The organism is Fictibacillus sp. 5RED26 (assembly GCF_015903895.1).
GTDB lineage: Bacteria > Bacillota > Bacilli > Bacillales > Fictibacillaceae > Fictibacillus > Fictibacillus phosphorivorans.
Genome location: NZ_JACZDU010000006.1, coordinates 99,118 through 116,829 on the forward strand (window position 1 = coordinate 99,118; position 17,712 = coordinate 116,829).

Below are 17,712 nucleotides of genomic sequence, written 5' to 3' on the forward strand. Positions count from 1 at the left end.
TTACCTCGTTTATGACAGAAAGTGAGTGAGTGCAGATGCTGAATCGGAAAAGAAGTGATTTCATAAGTTGGGGGCTTTTACTAGCGGTTGTTTTGGTGTTATTAGAAGCTACCTTAAACGGAGGAGGAATCTTATTTTCTCTCTTGTTTAGTGCTGCACTCCTGTTTTTTGGACGAAAACGAATGCCGAGGCGCTCCGGTAAAATTATGTTCTGGCTCGGTGTTTTCATCGCTGTCATGAACGTATTAAGCATGTTCACCTTTAAGCTCTTACTAGTAGCATTCGTTATTTATGTGATTTATGAATTTTATCAGTCTAAACAAAATCCTGTTTTCGTTACGCCTCAGTTCGAACAGGTTCCGACTATGACACAAGATGATGTATACAAAAAAGAAACGCTATTAAAAAACATCCTTTTAGGCACTCAGCAAACCCCAGAGCATGTGTATGAATGGAACGATATTAACATCCAGTGTGGCCCTGGTGATACGATCATTGACTTGAATCAAACGATTTTACCTGATGGGGAATCGGTTATTCTGGTTCGCGGTACGATCGGAAATATTACGATCTATGTTCCTTATGAGATGGAGGCGGCGGTCAGCCATTCTATGATTATGGGGAATTCAAGGATTTTTGACCGAAGTGAATCTAAGCTTTTCAACCAGACGCTCTTTTATCGAACGAAAGGGTATGGAGAGGCGAATAAAAAAATTAAAATCGTGACAAGTATGTTTGCCGGAAGTCTGGAGGTGAAACGGGTATGAGTACTGTTTTACGCCATATGTTCTCCGGTATCGTAGCTGCATTTGCTGTAGCGATCGTGCTAGGGTCTATCGTTTACACGATATTTCCGATCAATAACTGGGATTTTTTATTACAGAAACACTTGCTTGATATCCCTGTTGCTTTCGTCTTGCCTTTTTTAGTATTCATCATGGGCGCGTTCTTTGGTTTGAATTCGGGCATCACATCTCGTAAACAATTAAACTCCATCAATCGTACACTGAAATCGATTGAAGACGGTAGGCAAGTAGACATGAAAGAAGTGAGCAGTCTTGAGTTGCGAACGATAGCGAAGCGGATGGAAGGCATTCAAAAGCAGCTAGGGGAAAAGATTCGTCAGTCCCAAAAGATGGCTACCGAAAAAGCGGTCGATCAAGAGAAGCGAATACAGGAGATTATTTCCCAAGAAAGAAACCGTTTGGCGAGGGAACTTCATGACTCTGTTTCGCAGCAACTTTTTGCTGCTAGTATGATCATGTCTGCTGTAAATGAAACGCGCAGAGAAGAAGACACTCGTGAAACCAAACAGTTAAAACTTGTTGAAGAAACGATCCATCAGACACAGCTGGAGATGAGAGCACTTCTGCTGCACCTTCGTCCTGCTGCATTAAACGGAAAATCATTGCAGAAGGGAATGGAAGAGCTTTTACAGGAGCTTCTGCAAAAAGTGCCGATCGAACTGAAATGGAAGATTGAAACGATTCCTCTTGCTAAAGGAGTCGAAGATCACCTGTTTCGTATTCTTCAAGAATCGGTGTCTAACATCTTAAGGCACGCACAGGCCAATAAAGCTCAAATCTTACTGGTCCAAAGAGACGATCTGATTATCCTTCGCATTGAAGATGATGGTGTTGGCTTTAAGATGGATCAGGAAAAAACAGGTTCTTACGGTCTGCAGAACATGCATGAACGGGCAGCAGAAATTGGAGGAACACTTAAGATTGTGAGTTTGCCAGGCGAAGGAACGCGGCTTGAAGTGAAAGTACCTATTTTAAAAGCGGGAGATGACAGCAATGATCAAAGTATTATTAGTGGATGATCATGAGATGGTGCGTATCGGGGTTTCGGCTTACCTTTCTGCACAGCCTGATATCGAAGTAACGGCAGAAGCAGAGAACGGAAAAGTAGCGATTGAGAAGGCACTAGCGCTGAAACCGGATATCATCTTAATGGATCTTGTTATGGATGAGATGGACGGGATTGAAGCAACAAGAGAGATCACATCGGCATGGCCAGAAGCGAAAATCATTGTGGTAACAAGTTTTCTTGATGATGAAAAGGTATATCCGGCACTCGAGGCGGGGGCTTCTAGTTATATGTTAAAAACGTCAAAAGCGAGTGATATCGCTCAAGCTGTTCGCGATACGTATCATGGGAAATCCGTTCTTGAACCGGAAGTAACAGGGAAGATGATGAGCAAGATGCGGAAAAAACAGACGCGCGAGCCACATGAAGAGCTGACTGCGCGCGAGATGGAGATCCTTTTATTGATGACGAAAGGGAAGACGAACCAAGAGATTGCTGATGATCTGTTCATCGCATTAAAAACAGTCAAAGTACATGTGAGTAATATATTGAGCAAGCTGGATGTACAAGATCGTACGCAAGCTGTTATCTATGCGTTCAACCACTCACTCGTGTAACGCTTATTCTGCCTGCACAGAGATATGCTGAAAGGTTTTGAAATCAAAGAGACCTAGGTCTGTAAGCTTTATCTCTGGAATTACAGGAAGAGTTAAGAAGGATAGGGTCAGGAACGGATCAAAATCCCCGTTGAATCCAATCTCCTTTAATTTTTCTTTTAAGTGGATGATCTGTTGATTGACTTCTGTAAATGGTCTGTCTGACATCAACCCTGAGATCGGAAGCGGGACAGATGCGAGCACTGCTCCGTCCTTCACGATTACATAGCCACCTTGCATCTCGCGTATCGCCTCGATCGCGACCAACATATCCTCATCATTTGTTCCGGCAACGACTAGATTATGTGAATCATGTGCAACAGTTGAAGCGATCGCACCGTTTTGGATAAGAATGCCTTTTACCACGCCTAGCCCAATGTTTTCGGTCTTGTTGTGACGTTCGATCACAGCCATCTTCAATAAATCGTTGGTGGTAGAGGGTACGAATCTGTTGTTTTCTGCTGTTGCGGCTACCATCTTCTTTTTGGTTACGATCTGATTCGGTATGATTTCAATCACATGCATGGGCTTACCGTTTGTAATTGAAATAGCTAGCTTTTCGGAATCTATCTTCGTCATATTTACTGACTGTGTTAAAGAGGCTGGAGGCTCTGAACTTTTAAATGCTGCTCCGTTGTATTTCCCATCCTCCGCAACCTGTTTTCCTTCTACCAAAACTTTAGAAATGACAATAGAATCTAGATCATCAAGCAAAAGTAAGTCTGCTTTGTAACCTGGAGCGACAGCACCTTTTTCTTTTAAACCGTAACATTCAGCTGCGTTCAAGGTTGCGAGTTGAATGGCTTGAAGAGAATCCATACCTTCTTGAATTGCGAGCCTCACGTTATGATCTACGCTTCCTTCTGCTACCAAATCATCCAGGTGCTTATCATCTGTACAAAATAAAAAGCGACGAGCGTTATTCGGAGTTACAGCTTTTATAAGTACTTTTAAATTTTTGGCTACAGATCCTTCGCGTATAAGCACGTGCATCCCTCGAGAGATCCGATCTAATGCTTCATCCTTTGTTGTACATTCGTGGTCCGTCGTAATCAGTGAGGAGCGATAGACGTTGATGCCATTAGCGTCTAAACCTGCCGCGTGACCGTCGATCATTCCGTTTTGATCAGCTGTAGCAACGATTTTTTGAAGCATATCCTCATCCCCTCTAAAAACAGCAGGAAAATCCATCACTTCAGCTAAACCGAGGACACGTGGATGAGCTAAAAAAGGTTCAAGGTCAGATGCTTTTAAGACAGCACCTGCATTCTCAAAAGGAGTTGCAGGAACTGATGAAGGAAGCATCACTCGTACGTCCAGAGGAAGCCCTTCAGACTGATCCAACATAAAAGAGATCCCATCAGCTCCAGAAACGTTGCCAATCTCATGAGGATCCGTTATGACCGTTGTAACACCATGGGCGAGCAGCACTTTGCTGAACTCTGCCGGCGTCACCATAGATGACTCGATGTGAACATGGCCGTCAATGAAGGCAGGCGATATAAATTTGCCCGTTGCATTAATGATTTCAAGTCCTTCGTACTCCCCAATACCGGCAATATAGCCATCAACGATCGCAACATCGCCTTCCATAACTCGAAGATTAAACACATCAATGATTTTTCCGTTTTTTATTACAACATCTGCTGGAATTCTTTTTGTACTAACATCAATTCGTTTTTTTAGAGCATCTATGTTCATGAAGTGAACTCCTTTAAAAAAAATCTATCAACTAGTATACGGATATCCAATGTATTCCATGTACAGAAAAAACGGTCCCGAGGAGGTGACCGTTTTTGTGTTAGGCATTCAATATGTCAATAACTCGTCCAACTTGACCGTCTTCAAGGCGTACTTTAATGCCGTGTGGATGTGTAGGTGAGTTCGTTAAGATATCTTTTACAATACCTTTAGTTTTCTTGCCAGAACGCTGATCTGCTTTTAAGATTACGTTCACAGGAAGACCAGGGGTGATATTTGCTCGCTTACGATGCATTAAACACCTGTTCTCCGTGCCTGGTTGTTTGCTTTTTTGGTTTGCTGGTTTTTTAGCTGGTTCGCCACTTTCACTGGCCCCTTGCTAAATGATCCGCCTGATTGCTGTGCTTTCTTTTCAGCTAAGCGCTGCTTCGCGATTTCTTGAAAGCTTAATTTCTTTTTCTCCTCAGCCATCTTAGTCACCTCTATTTTTTCTTTTTAAAATCTGCTTCTTTTAAATAACCTTCTGCTTCTGCATATGTTTCGAATGCAGCTTCTAGTGCATCATCTTCATCAAAGATGAACCACATGCCATCTTCTCCTACGAGGCGAATTTCCTCGTGGCTGTGGCTGTACCAGTGTTCTTCTTTACGTTCTTCTTCTTTATCAGAACGATCTTTCTTTGGCTGCTGCCAACCATGTTTTTTCGATAGAAACTCCATAGATTCTTGGATCAGAGCGATTAGTTCTTCTGCTTCGTAGTCACGGATGTTCACATAGCCTTTGTCGTTTTTTACGCTCTGTGGCAGGTGTCCGCCATAAACGAAGCCGTTTCCGTTCGGGTGAAGGTGGTACACGACGATTTTCTTGTCTTGTACACTTTCCTCGAAGTGGAAGTTTAAGCGGCCAAGGGATACCTCGTGCATGTCGAGCTCTGGGAAGTTTTCTTCGATTAAAGCAATTTTATCTTCAAATGAAAGCATGGTTTATACTCTCCGTTTCTTTGTTGTGATTGGTTGATTATATCATACTGAGAGGTGAAAACGAAAAGGTCTCTTGTGGGAAATTCTGTGTTGTGGTTGGGGGAGTCGATCTCCGTTTCAGGTGCTTCGCTTTCCGCGGGGCAGGCGGTGAGCCCCATTCGAACGTTTCACGTTTAAGTGTCTCACCTGCCCACCTGTCCCGCAGGAGTCTTGCACCTTACACTACAATCAACTTTGCAAGGGTGTCAGAAAAATTAAAGGACATTTCCAGATCCTTTCAACCACTCATACAAAATATATAAAACAAGAAAAGCCGACAAAGAGAGGTTACCTAAGTAACTTTCCTGTCAGCTTCTTCTGCTTTAGCGTGTTGTTGTTTCTTTTTGGATGGATTTTTCGAGTTCGAACCAATAGTCTGCCAGTGTTTCCATGCCTTTGTCGAAGTTTTCGAGATGGAAGTGCTCGTTTGGTGCATGGAAGTTTTCTGTTGATAGTCCGAAGCCCATTAATACGACTGGGATGTTCAGCATTTGATCGAACGTTGCTACGATTGGGATCGATCCGCCACCACGTGTGAATGCAGTTGGTACACCGTACACTTTTTCATAAGAACGTGCTGCCGCTTGGATGGCTGGGTGATCGAACGGCGTTACGTATGGAGCTCCTTTATCAAAAAGGGTAACTTTCACATCAATGCCAGCTGGCTTATGCTTTTCAATGTGTGCTTTTACTTTTTCAATGATCTCATCTGGCTCTTGGTTCGGTACGAGTCGGCAGCTGATCTTTGCGTGTGCTTTTGCAGGGATAACAGTCTTGATTCCTTCTCCTTGAAAGCCTCCCCACACGCCGTTTAACTCTAATGTTGGGCGTGCCCAAGTACGTTCGATGTGAGAGTAACCTTCTTCACCTGTAAGCTCGGTAACACCAAGCTGGTTTTTAAGCGCTTCTTCTGTTAGAGGAAGAGCACGGAACGCTTCTCTTTCTTCTTCTGTTAGTTCTTGGACATTATCATAAAAGCCATCTACTAAAATACGGCCGTTTTCATCACGGAATGATTGAAGAAGCTCGGTAATCGCGTGCAGCGGGTTCTGAACAGCTCCGCCATATAGACCGGAATGCAGATCACTATTTGGTCCCGTCACATCCACTTGCATCGCACACATGCCACGAAGGCCGTAACAGATTGCTGGCTTTCCGCGGTCTAGCATGCCCGTATCTGAAATGACGATAACGTCTGCTGCTAGTAAGTCTTTATTTTCCTCAATGAACTTTGGAAGACTTGGACTGCCGATCTCTTCTTCACCTTCAATACAGAATTTGAAGTTAAGAGGCAGCGTACCTTCTGATTTTAGTATGGCCTGTAGTACTTTTACGTGCATGAACGTTTGACCTTTGTCATCTGATGCTCCGCGCGCGTACAGTTTGTTATCGCGGATGGTAGCTTCATAAGGAGGGGATTCCCATAGCTCGATCGGATCAACTGGTTGTACATCGTAATGGCCATATACGAGTACGGTCGGTTTGCCTTCTGCTTTTAACCAGTCTCCATAAACAACAGGGTGTCCGTCTGTTTCATAGATTTTTACGTTGTCCATTCCGGCATTCGTCAGGCTATCTGCGATCCATTCCGCCCCTTTTCGAACATCTTCTTTGTGCTCAGGCAGTGCACTTACACTTGGAACAGCAAGCCAGTCTGTTAATTCTTTTAGATGCGTATCACGGTTTTCTTTTAAATAGTTTACGATTTTTTCAGTCATATCAAAATCCTCCTTATGTACGTTATGCTCTACTTCTTAGTTTAATGGAGTTCAGCTCGGAAATGAAATATTCTTTATCTTCTTTTTTCAGTATCTGTTGGCCAGCTCGCTGTGCAAGATCATAATATTCTTGCATACTTCTTTCATCATTTTTTACTGAATAAGCACGAGAAACAGCCTCATAAGCGAAAGCAAGGTCAAAATCGGTTATGTTGTGTTCTAAACAGAGTTCAAGAGATTGTTTCCCGTGGAACATTGCTGACTCGCTCATGTTTAGAATGGCATACACTCTTGATAGCTGCCATTCTCCACGAGCAAAGTGGAGAGGTTCTCCGATTTGTCCCCAATGAAAGCGCGAGGCGTGGGCGGTATGTATCATTTCTAAGTCATCTTCCTTCGTGCGGTCTTTCTTTTCGATCAAGTCCCACGTTTTGTTGAAAGTATCTACAGCCTGTTTGCGATGCCATTCTTTGAGAGTTAACTTCTCCATCCATTTCACACACCTTATGTATTTGTGGTTTACTAAAGGTAAAGCTATCGGTATGAGTATTCTGTATAAATGAACATTTCCCTTTATAAAAGATAGAAAGAAGTGCATAGAGTATGGAGAAAAAAATAGGTTTTATCGGGTTTGGAAAGATGGCGCAGGCGATGGCGGGAGGTATGATTAGTTCAGGTTTGATCAGTCCTGATCAGATCATTGCGAGCATGCGAACGGAAAAGACAAGACTGTATGTCGAGAAACAATATGGTATTCACACGTTTTCTTCTAATAGTGACGTTGCAAAAGGAGCTGACGTGCTGTTTCTTGCGGTAGCGCCATATTCTTATTTTGAAGTGATTAAAGAGGTAAAGGAATTTGTAAAATCTGATGCGATCATCGTAACGATTGCAGCTGGGATTACAACGGAAGACGTGGAGCACGCTTTCGGCAAACGAGTGAAAGTGGTACGAACGATGCCGAACACGCCATCACTTGTCGGAGCAGGTATGACGGCTGTTTCTGTAAATGATGAGATAACGGATGAAGACTTAGAGACGATTGAGAAGTTGTTGGGAAGCTTCGGTAAAGTAGAGGTGATCGTGGAATCTCAGATGGATGCGATTCCTGCGATCAGCGGCTCATCTCCAGCTTACGTGTACATGATGATTGAGGCGATGGCAGACGGAGGCGTCGTACAAGGCTTGTCACGCGATCAATCTTATCGTTTAGCCGCACAAGCGGTTTTAGGAGCAGCGCAGATGGTGCTTGAAACAGGAAAGCATCCTGGCGAGTTAAAAGATCAAGTAACGTCTCCAGGTGGAGCAACGATTGCGGCGGTCGCAACACTCGAGCAAGAACGCTTTCGTGGTGCAGTATTAGCCGCGATGGAAAGCTGCACAGAAAAAGTAAAGAAATTGGGGAAAAAATAGATGGGCTTTAAGGAATTAGGTATTCATGATGAATTTATAGATATTTTGCTTCAAAACGGAATCGGTGAACCTACGCCTATTCAAAAGGAAACGATTCCTATCATCTTAGAAGGTAAAGATGTTGTGGGACAAGCTCAAACGGGGACGGGGAAGACGCTTGCTTTCGTGCTTCCTCTTCTGCAAAAAGTTGATGCTGAACGGGATGCGGTTCAAGGGTTGATCGTTGCCCCGACGCGCGAGCTTGCCATTCAGATCACTGCAGAAGTTCGTAAACTTACAGAAGCTCTCGGTGAGATTAACGTGCTCGCTGTTTACGGTGGGCAGGACGTGATCGCGCAGATGCATAAGCTAGAGAGCAAGGTTCATGTGGTTGTCGCAACACCTGGAAGACTGCTCGATCATATTCGCCGAGAGACGATCGACTTATCTCATGTTTCAACGTTCGTGTTAGATGAAGCGGATCAGATGCTTCATATCGGATTTTTAGATGACATTGAAGACATCATGTATGAGGTGCCTGAGGATCGTCAAACGTTACTTTTTTCAGCGACGATGCCTGATGAAGTGAAAAAGCTAGCTGAAATGTATACAAACGATCCTCAAGATATCCATGTGAAAACGAAACAGATTACATTAAAGGAAATCCGGCAGCGAATCGTGGAAACAACGGATCGTGGGAAGCAGAACGACCTTGTTCAAACAATCAGACTGCTACGTCCTTATCTAGCGATCATTTTTTGCCGAACGAAAAGAAGAGCAAGCAAGTTGAACGAAGCTCTGCAAAATATGGGATACAATTCTGATGAACTGCATGGTGATCTTTCTCAAGCGAAAAGAGAAGACGTGATGCGACGTTTCCGTGAAGGGGAGATTCAATACCTTGTGGCAACGGATGTGGCGGCACGTGGACTTGATGTTGATGGAGTCACGCACGTTTTTAATTATGACATCGCGCTCGATGCCGAAAGCTACATTCATCGAATTGGAAGAACGGGGCGTGCTGGTGGAAAAGGACTGGCGGTTACGTTCGTTGCGCAAAAAGACCGTCGTTTGCTGCAGATTATCGAGCGAGAGACGGATCAAAAGTTGAATGTTTTAAAACTTGAATATATGTAAGATTATATCTTTAGAAAGTGGGCTATCCTTTTGGATGGCTCCTTTTTTGTGGGTATATAATACCAACTATTATTACCAGGTAACAAAAATAGTTGCTTCATAAAACAAACCTTGTTACGATTGTATTGTACGAGAATTCGAAAGAGTCAGATTAGAGGAGTTGAGCAAATGAAAGATTTACAATCGTTTGGCTGGTATGCAGCAAAGATCGCTCCAAAGCTGCCGAAAGAAGCCTTTAAGCCAGTCCCATCCCGGTTATGGGGAGGACTAGTCTATCTATTGATCGTAATCGCCGGTATTTTAGTTATCGGGTTATTAAATAATTTACACCCTTGGTTAGGGATTGGAATCGCAGTTATTCTAGGAACGTGTTTTGCGGGTATGGGCTTTTTAGGCCATGAGATCCTGCACGGCACAGTTATCCGAAAGCCGTGGCTTCGTGACTTTTTAGGAGCAGTAGCTTTCTGGCCGTTAAGTGTTGGACCTAAGCTCTGGCGTAAGTGGCACAACACGACACACCACGTTCACACACAGCATGATGGGAAAGACCCGGATGCGTGGCCAACATTAGAGAACTTGTCTCACAAACCATTGCTACAAAAAGTGTACAAGCTCCCGATGTGGATGCGTTCGATCGTAAGCTTTGCTTTCTTGTCTGTTTCGTTTACGCTGCATGGACTTTTCATGTTCAAACGGTTTATTACAGAGTTCAAACCAAGTAAACGACCTTCAGTGTGGATTCAACTGCTATTGCCGTGGGCGATGTGGCTAGGATTGTTGGCGTGGCTAGGACCCGTTAAATGGTTCTTTGCGGTCTTGCTACCGTTATTGATCGCAAACGCAATTGTAATGAGCTATATTTCAACCAATCACCGCTTGAACCCAATGACAGACGTGAACGATCCGTTAGCGAACAGCTTAACGGTTACTGTTCCAAAATGGATCGACGTGATTCATTTTAACTTCTCTTACCATACGGAGCATCATTTGTTCCCTGGTATGAGTCCAAAATATTACCCGCTCGTGAAAAAGCACATTAAAGAAATGTGGCCAGAGCGCTATCACGAGATGCCGCACTGGAAAGCACTTGTTGCACTATGGAAGACGCCGCACGTGTACTTTAATCAGACTCAGTTTGTAGATCCAGCACCTGGTAACCTGTATCCTTCACTTGGGCATGGGATGAATGAGACGGAAACTGTGGAAGAGAAGAAGCGGGAACGAAAACCAGTGAGCCGCACATCGAAAAGCATCCATTAATTTGGGTGTTTTTTTGTTTGGGTGGGAGTGAGTTTTGAGATTGGACAGATTAATTGCTGAATTGGACAGATTATATGCAAGATTGGACAGATTATTGCTCGAATTGGACAGATTATACTCAAGATTGGACAGATTCATAACTCAATCGGACAGATTTCTATTCCTGAAGGTCATTTAGGGAGCTTAAATCATACGTTCTTCCTCTAGTTACACCTGTATAAGGCAATTTCATAGATACTAAGAGCTTGGATGCTACCGAAATAGAAGAAAGCTTCAGAAAATCACGAGCTTGCTGGTTGGTTATCGTAGTTTGGATGAAGAGGGAGTAATCTTTGAGCGCTCTTATGTGAGGATTCTTGCTAGTATGTGAACAATGCGGACAATTCCAGGTTCGATAGCCTTTTTTCATCTCGAAACCCAAACACCCCTCACACTGCACCCCTTTAATAATCATCTCCTTACTAATTCTATACCGCTCCATTACATTCACATCCCGTGGGGTGTGTTCCTTGATTAACCGGCGAGTAATCTTGTTCATTATATCTCCAGCAACAATCACATGCTGTTTATACTTTCGTTGTAGTTGCCGGATCCGGTCTAGCAATTGGACGCTATGAATCACTTTTTTCGATATGCGGCTAGACTCATCGTTCGTTTTTAAGACAGATTGAGAATTAGTCATAACCACGAGAGCCTCGATCGGAACGGAGGGGAATTTATTTTTACTCATCCAATGTTCAAGCTGGTATTTTTGGCGTTCAACTTGTGCGATAGGATCTTGAAAGGGTTCTTCTATACCGTTTTTTGTGCGTATTAGTTGATTGAAGGTATGATCGAAGAAAAGGTTTCCGGAGATGTTCTTCACTTCAATAATAAGCATGTACGTAGGATTAAGAATGAGCGTGTCGATTTGGAAAAAAGTAGATTCATGGGGAATTCGGAGGTCGTGCAGAACGTGGCATTCTTTCTGGTTCGGAAGCATGTTCAAAAAATAGTTGATAGAGTCTTCACCGCGAAAACCGGCCGTCATCTTGCCGATTTCTAATTCAAGATTCTGTTTAACAAGATCATCTTCTAAACGGTTCATCAAGAGCTGAAGCTTGTTCATATAGACTGGCTTCAACCTTATCTTTTTTATCATAGCATCACTCCTCAATTTAAAATTCTTCTTATCACACAAAATATCCTTTAAAACGCTATAGGATTGATCGAAGGATTGGTAGAATAGAGGGTGAGTGATTTGCTGCTGAAGGAGAAGAAATGATGAAAAAAGAACTAAACTGTGATAGCTGTTTGATGCCGATTAAAGAGAGGGAAGAGCTGCGTACGGTATGGGCCTTTTTTAAGTTGCGACCGTATCATAGATCGTGTTATGAAAATTCCTTACGAGGGGCGGGTCTTGTAGGAACTCAGCCGATCAATGGATTTTCAGGAAATTTAACAGCGCTTGTTGCGTTTGTTTTAGCGTGGTTACCGTTATTCACGAATTTATCGCCTGTTTTAACAATCGTGGGTACATTGATTGTACTTCTGCGACTGTATTCCTTTATTCGGTTTGAAAAAAGGTTATCACATTAAAAAAGCGTGCTCTCCCTAATCGGATAGCACGCTTTTGTTTGTTAAGCTTTCACGCGATATACGCGCGCTTCATAAGGTTGTAATGTTACGCTTGATACATCCTCATGATGTACAACTTCTTTGTTCGCTAACAATAGATCATTAGCGTTCAATTTCAAAGCCGTTTCGAACTTCGCTTCAGTCTTAGAAAGGTTCGTGATCACAACGATCTTTTCCTCTCCAAGTGTGCGTGTGTACGCATAGATCTGTTCATCTTCTTCAAGAATCAGATCATACACACCGTACGTGAAGACTTCGTTCTTTTTCTTTAATGCGATCATTTTCTTATAAAAACTTAAGATCGAATGCTCGTCTTGTTCTTGTTTCTCGACGTTGATCTCTGCAAAATTTGGATTTACTTTCATCCAAGGTGTTCCAGTTGTGAATCCAGCGTTCACATCGCTGCTCCATTGCATTGGAGTACGGCTGTTGTCACGAGAAGATGCCCAGATCACAGACATGATGTCTTCATGCGCGACGCCTTCTTCGCGCTTGATGCGGTAACGGTTTTTGTCAGCTACATCGTCATAGTCTTCGATCGAGTCAAACTGTACGTTCGTCATACCGATCTCTTGACCTTGGTAGATGAACGGTGTTCCTTGCATCAAGAAGTACATTGCACCAAAGCTCGTTGCACTTTCATACCAAAACTCGTCATCATTGCCCCAAGTGGAAACAACACGAGGTTTGTCATGATTTTCGATGAACAATGCGTTCCAGCCTTCTTTTTCAAGGCCCTTCTGCCAGCGTGTTAATACTTTTTTTAGTTCAACGATATCCACTTCTGGATTTGTTTCTGCATCCCAAAGGCCAAGGTGTTCGAATTGGAAGATCATGTCCATCTTTCCGTTTTCTTTTCCTACCCAAAGGTCCGCTTCGTCAATCTTAACGCCGTTCGCTTCACCAACCGTCATTACATCATAGTTCGCATATGTGCGGTCTTTGAATTCTTGTAAAAACGTGTGAATTCCTTTTTGGTTCATATGCATGTCAAAGGAAGACACATATTTTTCGTTCTTAGGGTTCGGCATGTCAGGGAAGCCGTCACGCTTTTTAATGTGACTGATCGCATCGATACGGAAACCATCGATTCCTTTATCCAACCACCAGTTGACCGTGTCATAAAGAGCTTCACGAACTTCAGGGTTTTCCCAGTTCACATCTGGCTGTTTGGTTGAGAAAACATGGAGGTAGTATTGATCTGTTTTTTCATCATATTGCCAAGCTGATCCGGAGAAAATACTTTCCCAGTTGTTTGGCTCTTTCCCATCTTTACCGTCTCTCCAAATGTACCAATCACGCTTCGGATTGTCTTTTGATGAACGAGACTCGATGAACCATTGGTGCTCGTCACTCGTATGGTTAAGAACAAGGTCGATGATCAGCTTCATATCACGCTTATGAACTTCCTCCATAAGGAGATCGAAGTCTTCCATCGTTCCAAAGTCGTCCATGATATCTTGATAATCGGAAATGTCATATCCGTTATCATCATTTGGCGACTTGTACATCGGGCAGATCCAGATCACGTCGATGCCAAGGTCTTTAATATAATCTAAGCGTTGAATGATCCCTTTTAGATCGCCGATTCCGTCTCCATTAGAATCTTGGAAGCTGCGAGGGTAAATTTGATAGCCAACGGCTTCTTTCCACCAAACTTTTTCCATAATGTTACCTCCATGTTTTCTCTTTAACAACACGCCAGGGGATACCGCATAAACGGCTCCCCATGGTTTGTTTGATTTAAATATTTTTCCGTACTCTTCGTTGCTGTTGAGGGAGTTGATCTCCGTTTCAGGTGCTTCGCTTTCCGCGGGGCAGGCGGTGAGCCACATTCGGACGTTTCACTCTTAAGTGTCTCACCTGCCCGCCTGTCCCGCAGGAGTCTCGCACCTTCCACTGCAATCAACTTATCTAAGAAGCTGATTAAGAAACAAAACCATAAAAAGCGAATTCTTTAAATCTTTATCGTAACAGCAACACCTGCATGATCGGAGACCACCGGTGTTTCTTTGCCGTTAAAACGCACGAATGATTGAAGCACGTCAACAGGCTTGCTGCTTAAGATATAATCGATCCTGCGTCCAGCTTCGTTATCGTCCCAACCGGCAATAGATCCGATGATCGTTAAACCGTCATCTTTCTCTGCAGCCAGTTCGTATGTGTCGTAAAGGCCTTTTTCTTTTACATAATCAAAGCCTTCGCCACAAACGTTCGCATCGTTGTTTAAGTCACCCATGATAAAAGAAAGACCTTCTTCAGGAATGTACTGCATCAAACGATCGAACTGACCTTTAAAGGGTTCGATGTCATCTTCCCACCAGCCGAAGTGCCCGGAGAAGAATTGAATATCTTGTCCTTCATAAGAGATCGTTGCTTTTACGATTTTACGTGTTTTCCAGTTGTTCATATCTTGTAGATCAGAAACAAAAAAGCTTTCATGCGACGCAATCGGATGGCGGCTTATGATCGCCAAACCTTCTTCGTACGTTACATAGCCATAGTGGGCCATATCCCATACAAAGTCATAATCTTCAACGCCAAGTTTTCTCACTAGCTCTAAAAGAACAAGGGCATAATTATCTTTTTTGATGTTGTCTTTTACAAGAGGAGCGTCGATCGATTGCATAACCTCTTGAAGCGCGATAACATCATAACGCTGACTCGCGATATCGCGAGCAAGCATCTCTAATTTTTCCATCTGGTTCTCTTCTTGCCAAGCATGAACGTTTAACGTTAATAGCTTCATGAATTACATCCCCAAACGATCTTGAATATCAGATTTTAATACGTCAGCTTTTGGTCCGTAAATCGCTTGAACACCTTTATCTTTGATGATCAGACCAAGTGCGCCGTTTTCTTTCCATTCTTTTTCCGTACCAACACCCGTTGTGTCTTTAACCGTTACACGAAGGCGAGTCATACAAGCGTCAACGTCTTCAATGTTGTCTGCTCCACCTAAAAGCGTGATGATCGCGGAAGCTTGAGAGTTGTCTGAGCCTGTTGCTGCTTCGTTTTTAGCAGGTGCAGCATCACTTTCTGTTGTTTCGATATAGTTACCCGCACGACCTGGAGTAGGCAGGTTGAACTTTTTGATCAATACATAGAAGATCGAGAAGTTTAATCCAAAGAATACGATACACGTTAGAGCAAAGTTGATTAAATCACGTGTTAATCCTGCTTTTACAAGCAATGGTGTACGAGTTAACAATTCGATAAAACCGAATGCGTGAACACGCACGTGGATAAGATCCGCTACCGCGAACGCAAGTCCAGTCGTGATCGCGTACACAACATAAAGAAGTGGAGCAGCAAACATGAACATGAATTCGATCGGCTCTGTTACACCTGTTAAGAATACAGCGAGTGCTGCAGATAAGAACATAGACTTGTACTTTTTACGCTTGTCTTTATCAACGTTCATGTACATCGCAAGTGCGATCGCAACAAGAGATGCCGTTGAAAGAACAACTTGTCCCATTTTAAAACGAGCTGGTACTACATCATTTAAAAGTGCTTGATACGCTTTTGTATCTCCAGCAGCTAAGAAGTTGTTAAGATCGTTGATCCAAGCCAACCATAGTGGATCTTGTCCAGCTACAGAAGATCCTGCTCCTGAACCCGTCATGATTTGATACGTTCCACCGAGCTCCGTATAGTTGATCGGCACCGTTAACATGTGGTGAAGACCAAATGGTAATAATAGTCGCTCTAGCGTACCGAACACGAATGGCGCGATAACTGGAGCCGTATTACGAGATGTTGCGATCCATTTTCCAAAGTCATTCAGTAGTGATTGGATAAACGGCCAAATTAATGCTAGTAGTAAAGCTGTAACCACAGACCATAAAATAACAGCGAATGGAACAAAACGTTTTCCGTTAAAGAATGCTAATGCATTTGGAAGCTTGTTATAGTTGTAGTACTTGTTAAACAGAACAGCACCTAGGAAACCGGAAATGATTCCGACGAATACTCCCATGTTTAGTGCTGGAGCGCCAAGGATTGAAGTGAAATAATCACCAACAACGAGCTCGCTGCCAAAAAGTGATTTTACTTTCGCACCTTCTTCAAGCATCATCGCGCTGTTCACGCCGAAGATTGCTCCTGTAATACGGTTGATCAAGATGAACGCGATTACGGCTGCGAATGCACCGCCAGCACGTTCCTTAGCCCAAGATCCCCCGATAGCTACCGCAAATAAGATATGCAGATTTGTAATAATCGCCCATCCGATGTCTTCCATAACACGAGCAATCGTTTGCACTAATGTCATGTCGCCACCGAACATAGCAATAACTTTACCTAGTGATATCATCAAACCGGCAGCCGGCATAACCGCTACTACTACAAGAAGCGCTTTACCTAGCTTTTGCCAGAAATCAAATGAAATGAGTTTTCCACGTTGTTTCAAAACGATTTCCTCCTTAAAGTATATATCTTTCGTTGTCTTTTTGAAATCGCATTCAATAGATTGCGAAAAAAAGTTGAATCGCTTACATATTTGTATATGCATGTTGGTGCAATCGTTTGCATTAGTGATTGTAAAATAAAACGGTTTCATTTACAAGTAATATTTCTTAAAAAGTAAGTAAAAAAGTTTTTCCAAGTGGTTTGTAAGTATTTATTCTTTATAAAATTAAGCAAAGTGGCAGGTTAATTCGAAAATTGGAAGAATGAGGTATATAGAAAAAACGAAGCAAGGAGAGAAGGATATGAGTAATTCGTTTATTGAACAAGTACATTATATAAGAATTCCTGTAAAAGATTTAGAACGATCAGCACAATGGTATAGAGATGTATTAGGGCTCCAGTTATTAAATAGTTCAGAGGAACTGGCCATTATAAAAGTAAATGAAGGACCTTTCTTACTTATCTTAGTTCCTACCGAAGATGAAACATTTGCTCATTTTACAATTAATAATGAACAAGAATTTAGCATTGGCTTTACGAGTCCCGAATTATCAAAATTTCATCAACACTTAATTGATAATCAAGTTAAGGTTGAGGATATTAAAGAAGATAATGGTCATGCATTTTTTCACTTTTATGATCCAAATGGCAATAAGTTTCAAGTACACTGGTAGGATTACAATATATAAACGCCCGTTTTGCAATGTATTAAAGGGGCTTAATCACAGTCATTCCATGTTAGAATGGCTGTTTTTTTTATCCCTTTTTTAAGAAGTTGGGGAAAAGTTATTAGCCTGTTACCTCTTCCTGTCATCCGAATTTAACATTTTTTTATTGTTAACATTTCATGAATGCCTCTTTATAAGAATAAAGAACTATGAATATTTACTCATTTATCATCCTGTGTGTTTTTTATAGAGGTATCAACTATGGTCTATTGAATATTAAGTCTGGTGAAATAGTTCAATAAAAGTTATTGAATAAAAA

Annotated in this window: 17 protein-coding genes and 1 pseudogene; 8 read left to right on the forward strand and 10 right to left on the reverse strand. The window is 42.5% G+C overall.

Going from position 1 to position 17,712, the window contains the following annotated elements; translation table 11 throughout:
• Nucleotides 1-35: 35 nt before the first annotated feature.
• The 3 genes from liaF to IHV10_RS18450 are packed head-to-tail and all read left to right on the forward strand — an operon-like array spanning nt 36 to nt 2,429.
• Nucleotides 36-767 (forward strand): cell wall-active antibiotics response protein LiaF, encoded by a 732-nt coding sequence (liaF, locus tag IHV10_RS18440; RefSeq protein ID WP_197132891.1) that lies wholly within the window; start codon nt 36-38, stop codon nt 765-767.
• Complete coding sequence (locus IHV10_RS18445; RefSeq protein WP_197132893.1) at nt 764-1,825, forward strand: sensor histidine kinase; 1,062 nt, start codon at nt 764-766, stop codon at nt 1,823-1,825. The genes liaF and IHV10_RS18445 overlap by 4 nt, the downstream gene beginning before the upstream one ends.
• On the forward strand, nt 1,800-2,429 hold the full coding sequence (locus IHV10_RS18450) for a response regulator transcription factor (protein WP_197132895.1): 630 nt from the start codon (nt 1,800-1,802) through the stop codon (nt 2,427-2,429). Before IHV10_RS18445 ends, IHV10_RS18450 begins: the two co-directional genes overlap by 26 nt.
• A 3-nt stretch (nt 2,430-2,432) precedes the next feature.
• On the opposite strand, the gene ade is transcribed toward IHV10_RS18450, so the two are convergent.
• From ade to IHV10_RS18480, 6 genes are all read right to left on the reverse strand, one after another.
• Nucleotides 2,433-4,169 (reverse strand): adenine deaminase, encoded by a 1,737-nt coding sequence (ade, locus tag IHV10_RS18455; RefSeq protein ID WP_197132897.1) that lies wholly within the window; start codon nt 4,167-4,169, stop codon nt 2,433-2,435.
• 100 nt (nt 4,170-4,269) lie between these two features.
• Entirely contained in the window at nt 4,270-4,464 is a 195-nt protein-coding gene (locus tag IHV10_RS18460) for a YwbE family protein (protein ID WP_066399319.1), read from the reverse strand.
• Complete coding sequence (locus tag IHV10_RS18465) at nt 4,464-4,640, reverse strand: hypothetical protein (RefSeq protein WP_171005587.1); 177 nt, start codon at nt 4,638-4,640, stop codon at nt 4,464-4,466. Before IHV10_RS18465 ends, IHV10_RS18460 begins: the two co-directional genes overlap by 1 nt.
• A gap of 11 nt (nt 4,641-4,651) precedes the next feature.
• On the reverse strand, nt 4,652-5,149 hold the full coding sequence (locus IHV10_RS18470) for a hypothetical protein (RefSeq protein ID WP_197132899.1): 498 nt from the start codon (nt 5,147-5,149) through the stop codon (nt 4,652-4,654).
• A 362-nt stretch (nt 5,150-5,511) separates the two neighbouring features.
• On the reverse strand, nt 5,512-6,906 hold the full coding sequence (locus IHV10_RS18475; protein WP_197132901.1) for a dipeptidase: 1,395 nt from the start codon (nt 6,904-6,906) through the stop codon (nt 5,512-5,514).
• A gap of 22 nt (nt 6,907-6,928) precedes the next feature.
• The gene (locus IHV10_RS18480) at nt 6,929-7,396 is read right to left on the reverse strand and encodes a hypothetical protein (RefSeq protein ID WP_197132904.1); all 468 of its coding nucleotides are present in this window, start codon (nt 7,394-7,396) and stop codon (nt 6,929-6,931) included.
• A gap of 113 nt (nt 7,397-7,509) precedes the next feature.
• On the opposite strand from IHV10_RS18480, the gene proC reads away from it, so the two are divergent.
• From proC to IHV10_RS18495, 3 genes and pseudogenes are all read left to right on the forward strand, one after another.
• The gene (proC, locus tag IHV10_RS18485; RefSeq protein ID WP_197132907.1) at nt 7,510-8,319 is read left to right on the forward strand and encodes a pyrroline-5-carboxylate reductase; all 810 of its coding nucleotides are present in this window, start codon (nt 7,510-7,512) and stop codon (nt 8,317-8,319) included.
• Nucleotides 8,320-9,390, forward strand: a pseudogene (locus IHV10_RS18490) (DEAD/DEAH box helicase); the annotation flags it as partial.
• A 213-nt stretch (nt 9,391-9,603) separates the two neighbouring features.
• Nucleotides 9,604-10,695, forward strand: coding sequence for a fatty acid desaturase family protein (locus IHV10_RS18495; RefSeq protein WP_197132913.1), 1,092 nt, complete (start codon nt 9,604-9,606; stop codon nt 10,693-10,695).
• A gap of 157 nt (nt 10,696-10,852) precedes the next feature.
• On the opposite strand, the gene IHV10_RS18500 is transcribed toward IHV10_RS18495, so the two are convergent.
• Nucleotides 10,853-11,836: a nuclease-related domain-containing protein gene (locus IHV10_RS18500; protein ID WP_197132916.1), complete on the reverse strand. Its 984-nt coding sequence runs from the start codon at nt 11,834-11,836 to the stop codon at nt 10,853-10,855.
• Nucleotides 11,837-11,958: 122 nt separating this feature from the next.
• On the opposite strand from IHV10_RS18500, the gene IHV10_RS18505 reads away from it, so the two are divergent.
• A complete protein-coding gene (locus tag IHV10_RS18505) occupies nt 11,959-12,273 on the forward strand; it encodes a hypothetical protein (protein WP_197132919.1) in 315 nt (104 codons plus the stop codon).
• A gap of 41 nt (nt 12,274-12,314) precedes the next feature.
• Here IHV10_RS18505 and IHV10_RS18510 read toward each other — a convergent pair whose 3' ends face one another.
• The 3 genes from IHV10_RS18510 to IHV10_RS18520 form a co-directional block, all read right to left on the reverse strand.
• Entirely contained in the window at nt 12,315-13,979 is a 1,665-nt protein-coding gene (locus IHV10_RS18510; protein WP_197132922.1) for a glycoside hydrolase family 13 protein, read from the reverse strand.
• 290 nt (nt 13,980-14,269) lie between these two features.
• The gene (locus tag IHV10_RS18515; RefSeq protein WP_197132925.1) at nt 14,270-15,061 is read right to left on the reverse strand and encodes an endonuclease/exonuclease/phosphatase family protein; all 792 of its coding nucleotides are present in this window, start codon (nt 15,059-15,061) and stop codon (nt 14,270-14,272) included.
• Between the two features lie 3 nt (nt 15,062-15,064).
• Nucleotides 15,065-16,726, reverse strand: a complete 1,662-nt coding sequence (locus IHV10_RS18520; protein WP_231619620.1) for a PTS transporter subunit IIBC — start codon at nt 16,724-16,726, stop codon at nt 15,065-15,067.
• A gap of 301 nt (nt 16,727-17,027) precedes the next feature.
• On the opposite strand from IHV10_RS18520, the gene IHV10_RS18525 reads away from it, so the two are divergent.
• On the forward strand, nt 17,028-17,399 hold the full coding sequence (locus IHV10_RS18525; RefSeq protein WP_197132931.1) for a VOC family protein: 372 nt from the start codon (nt 17,028-17,030) through the stop codon (nt 17,397-17,399).
• Nucleotides 17,400-17,712 lie beyond the last annotated feature (313 nt).

Bases quoted from the DNA above. Each gene is read 5' to 3' on its own strand.
- liaF (WP_197132891.1), top strand. From the start codon at position 36: ATGCTGAATCGGAAAAGAAGTGATTTCATAAGTTGGGGGCTTTTACTA.
- IHV10_RS18445 (WP_197132893.1), top strand. From the start codon at position 764: ATGAGTACTGTTTTACGCCATATGTTCTCCGGTATCGTAGCTGCATTT.
- IHV10_RS18450 (WP_197132895.1), top strand. From the start codon at position 1,800: ATGATCAAAGTATTATTAGTGGATGATCATGAGATGGTGCGTATCGGG.
- ade (WP_197132897.1), bottom strand. From the start codon at position 4,169: ATGAACATAGATGCTCTAAAAAAACGAATTGATGTTAGTACAAAAAGA.
- IHV10_RS18460 (WP_066399319.1), bottom strand. From the start codon at position 4,464: ATGCATCGTAAGCGAGCAAATATCACCCCTGGTCTTCCTGTGAACGTA.
- IHV10_RS18465 (WP_171005587.1), bottom strand. From the start codon at position 4,640: ATGGCTGAGGAGAAAAAGAAATTAAGCTTTCAAGAAATCGCGAAGCAG.
- IHV10_RS18470 (WP_197132899.1), bottom strand. From the start codon at position 5,149: ATGCTTTCATTTGAAGATAAAATTGCTTTAATCGAAGAAAACTTCCCA.
- IHV10_RS18475 (WP_197132901.1), bottom strand. From the start codon at position 6,906: ATGACTGAAAAAATCGTAAACTATTTAAAAGAAAACCGTGATACGCAT.
- IHV10_RS18480 (WP_197132904.1), bottom strand. From the start codon at position 7,396: ATGGAGAAGTTAACTCTCAAAGAATGGCATCGCAAACAGGCTGTAGAT.
- proC (WP_197132907.1), top strand. From the start codon at position 7,510: ATGGAGAAAAAAATAGGTTTTATCGGGTTTGGAAAGATGGCGCAGGCG.
- IHV10_RS18495 (WP_197132913.1), top strand. From the start codon at position 9,604: ATGAAAGATTTACAATCGTTTGGCTGGTATGCAGCAAAGATCGCTCCA.
- IHV10_RS18500 (WP_197132916.1), bottom strand. From the start codon at position 11,836: ATGATAAAAAAGATAAGGTTGAAGCCAGTCTATATGAACAAGCTTCAG.
- IHV10_RS18505 (WP_197132919.1), top strand. From the start codon at position 11,959: ATGAAAAAAGAACTAAACTGTGATAGCTGTTTGATGCCGATTAAAGAG.
- IHV10_RS18510 (WP_197132922.1), bottom strand. From the start codon at position 13,979: ATGGAAAAAGTTTGGTGGAAAGAAGCCGTTGGCTATCAAATTTACCCT.
- IHV10_RS18515 (WP_197132925.1), bottom strand. From the start codon at position 15,061: ATGAAGCTATTAACGTTAAACGTTCATGCTTGGCAAGAAGAGAACCAG.
- IHV10_RS18525 (WP_197132931.1), top strand. From the start codon at position 17,028: ATGAGTAATTCGTTTATTGAACAAGTACATTATATAAGAATTCCTGTA.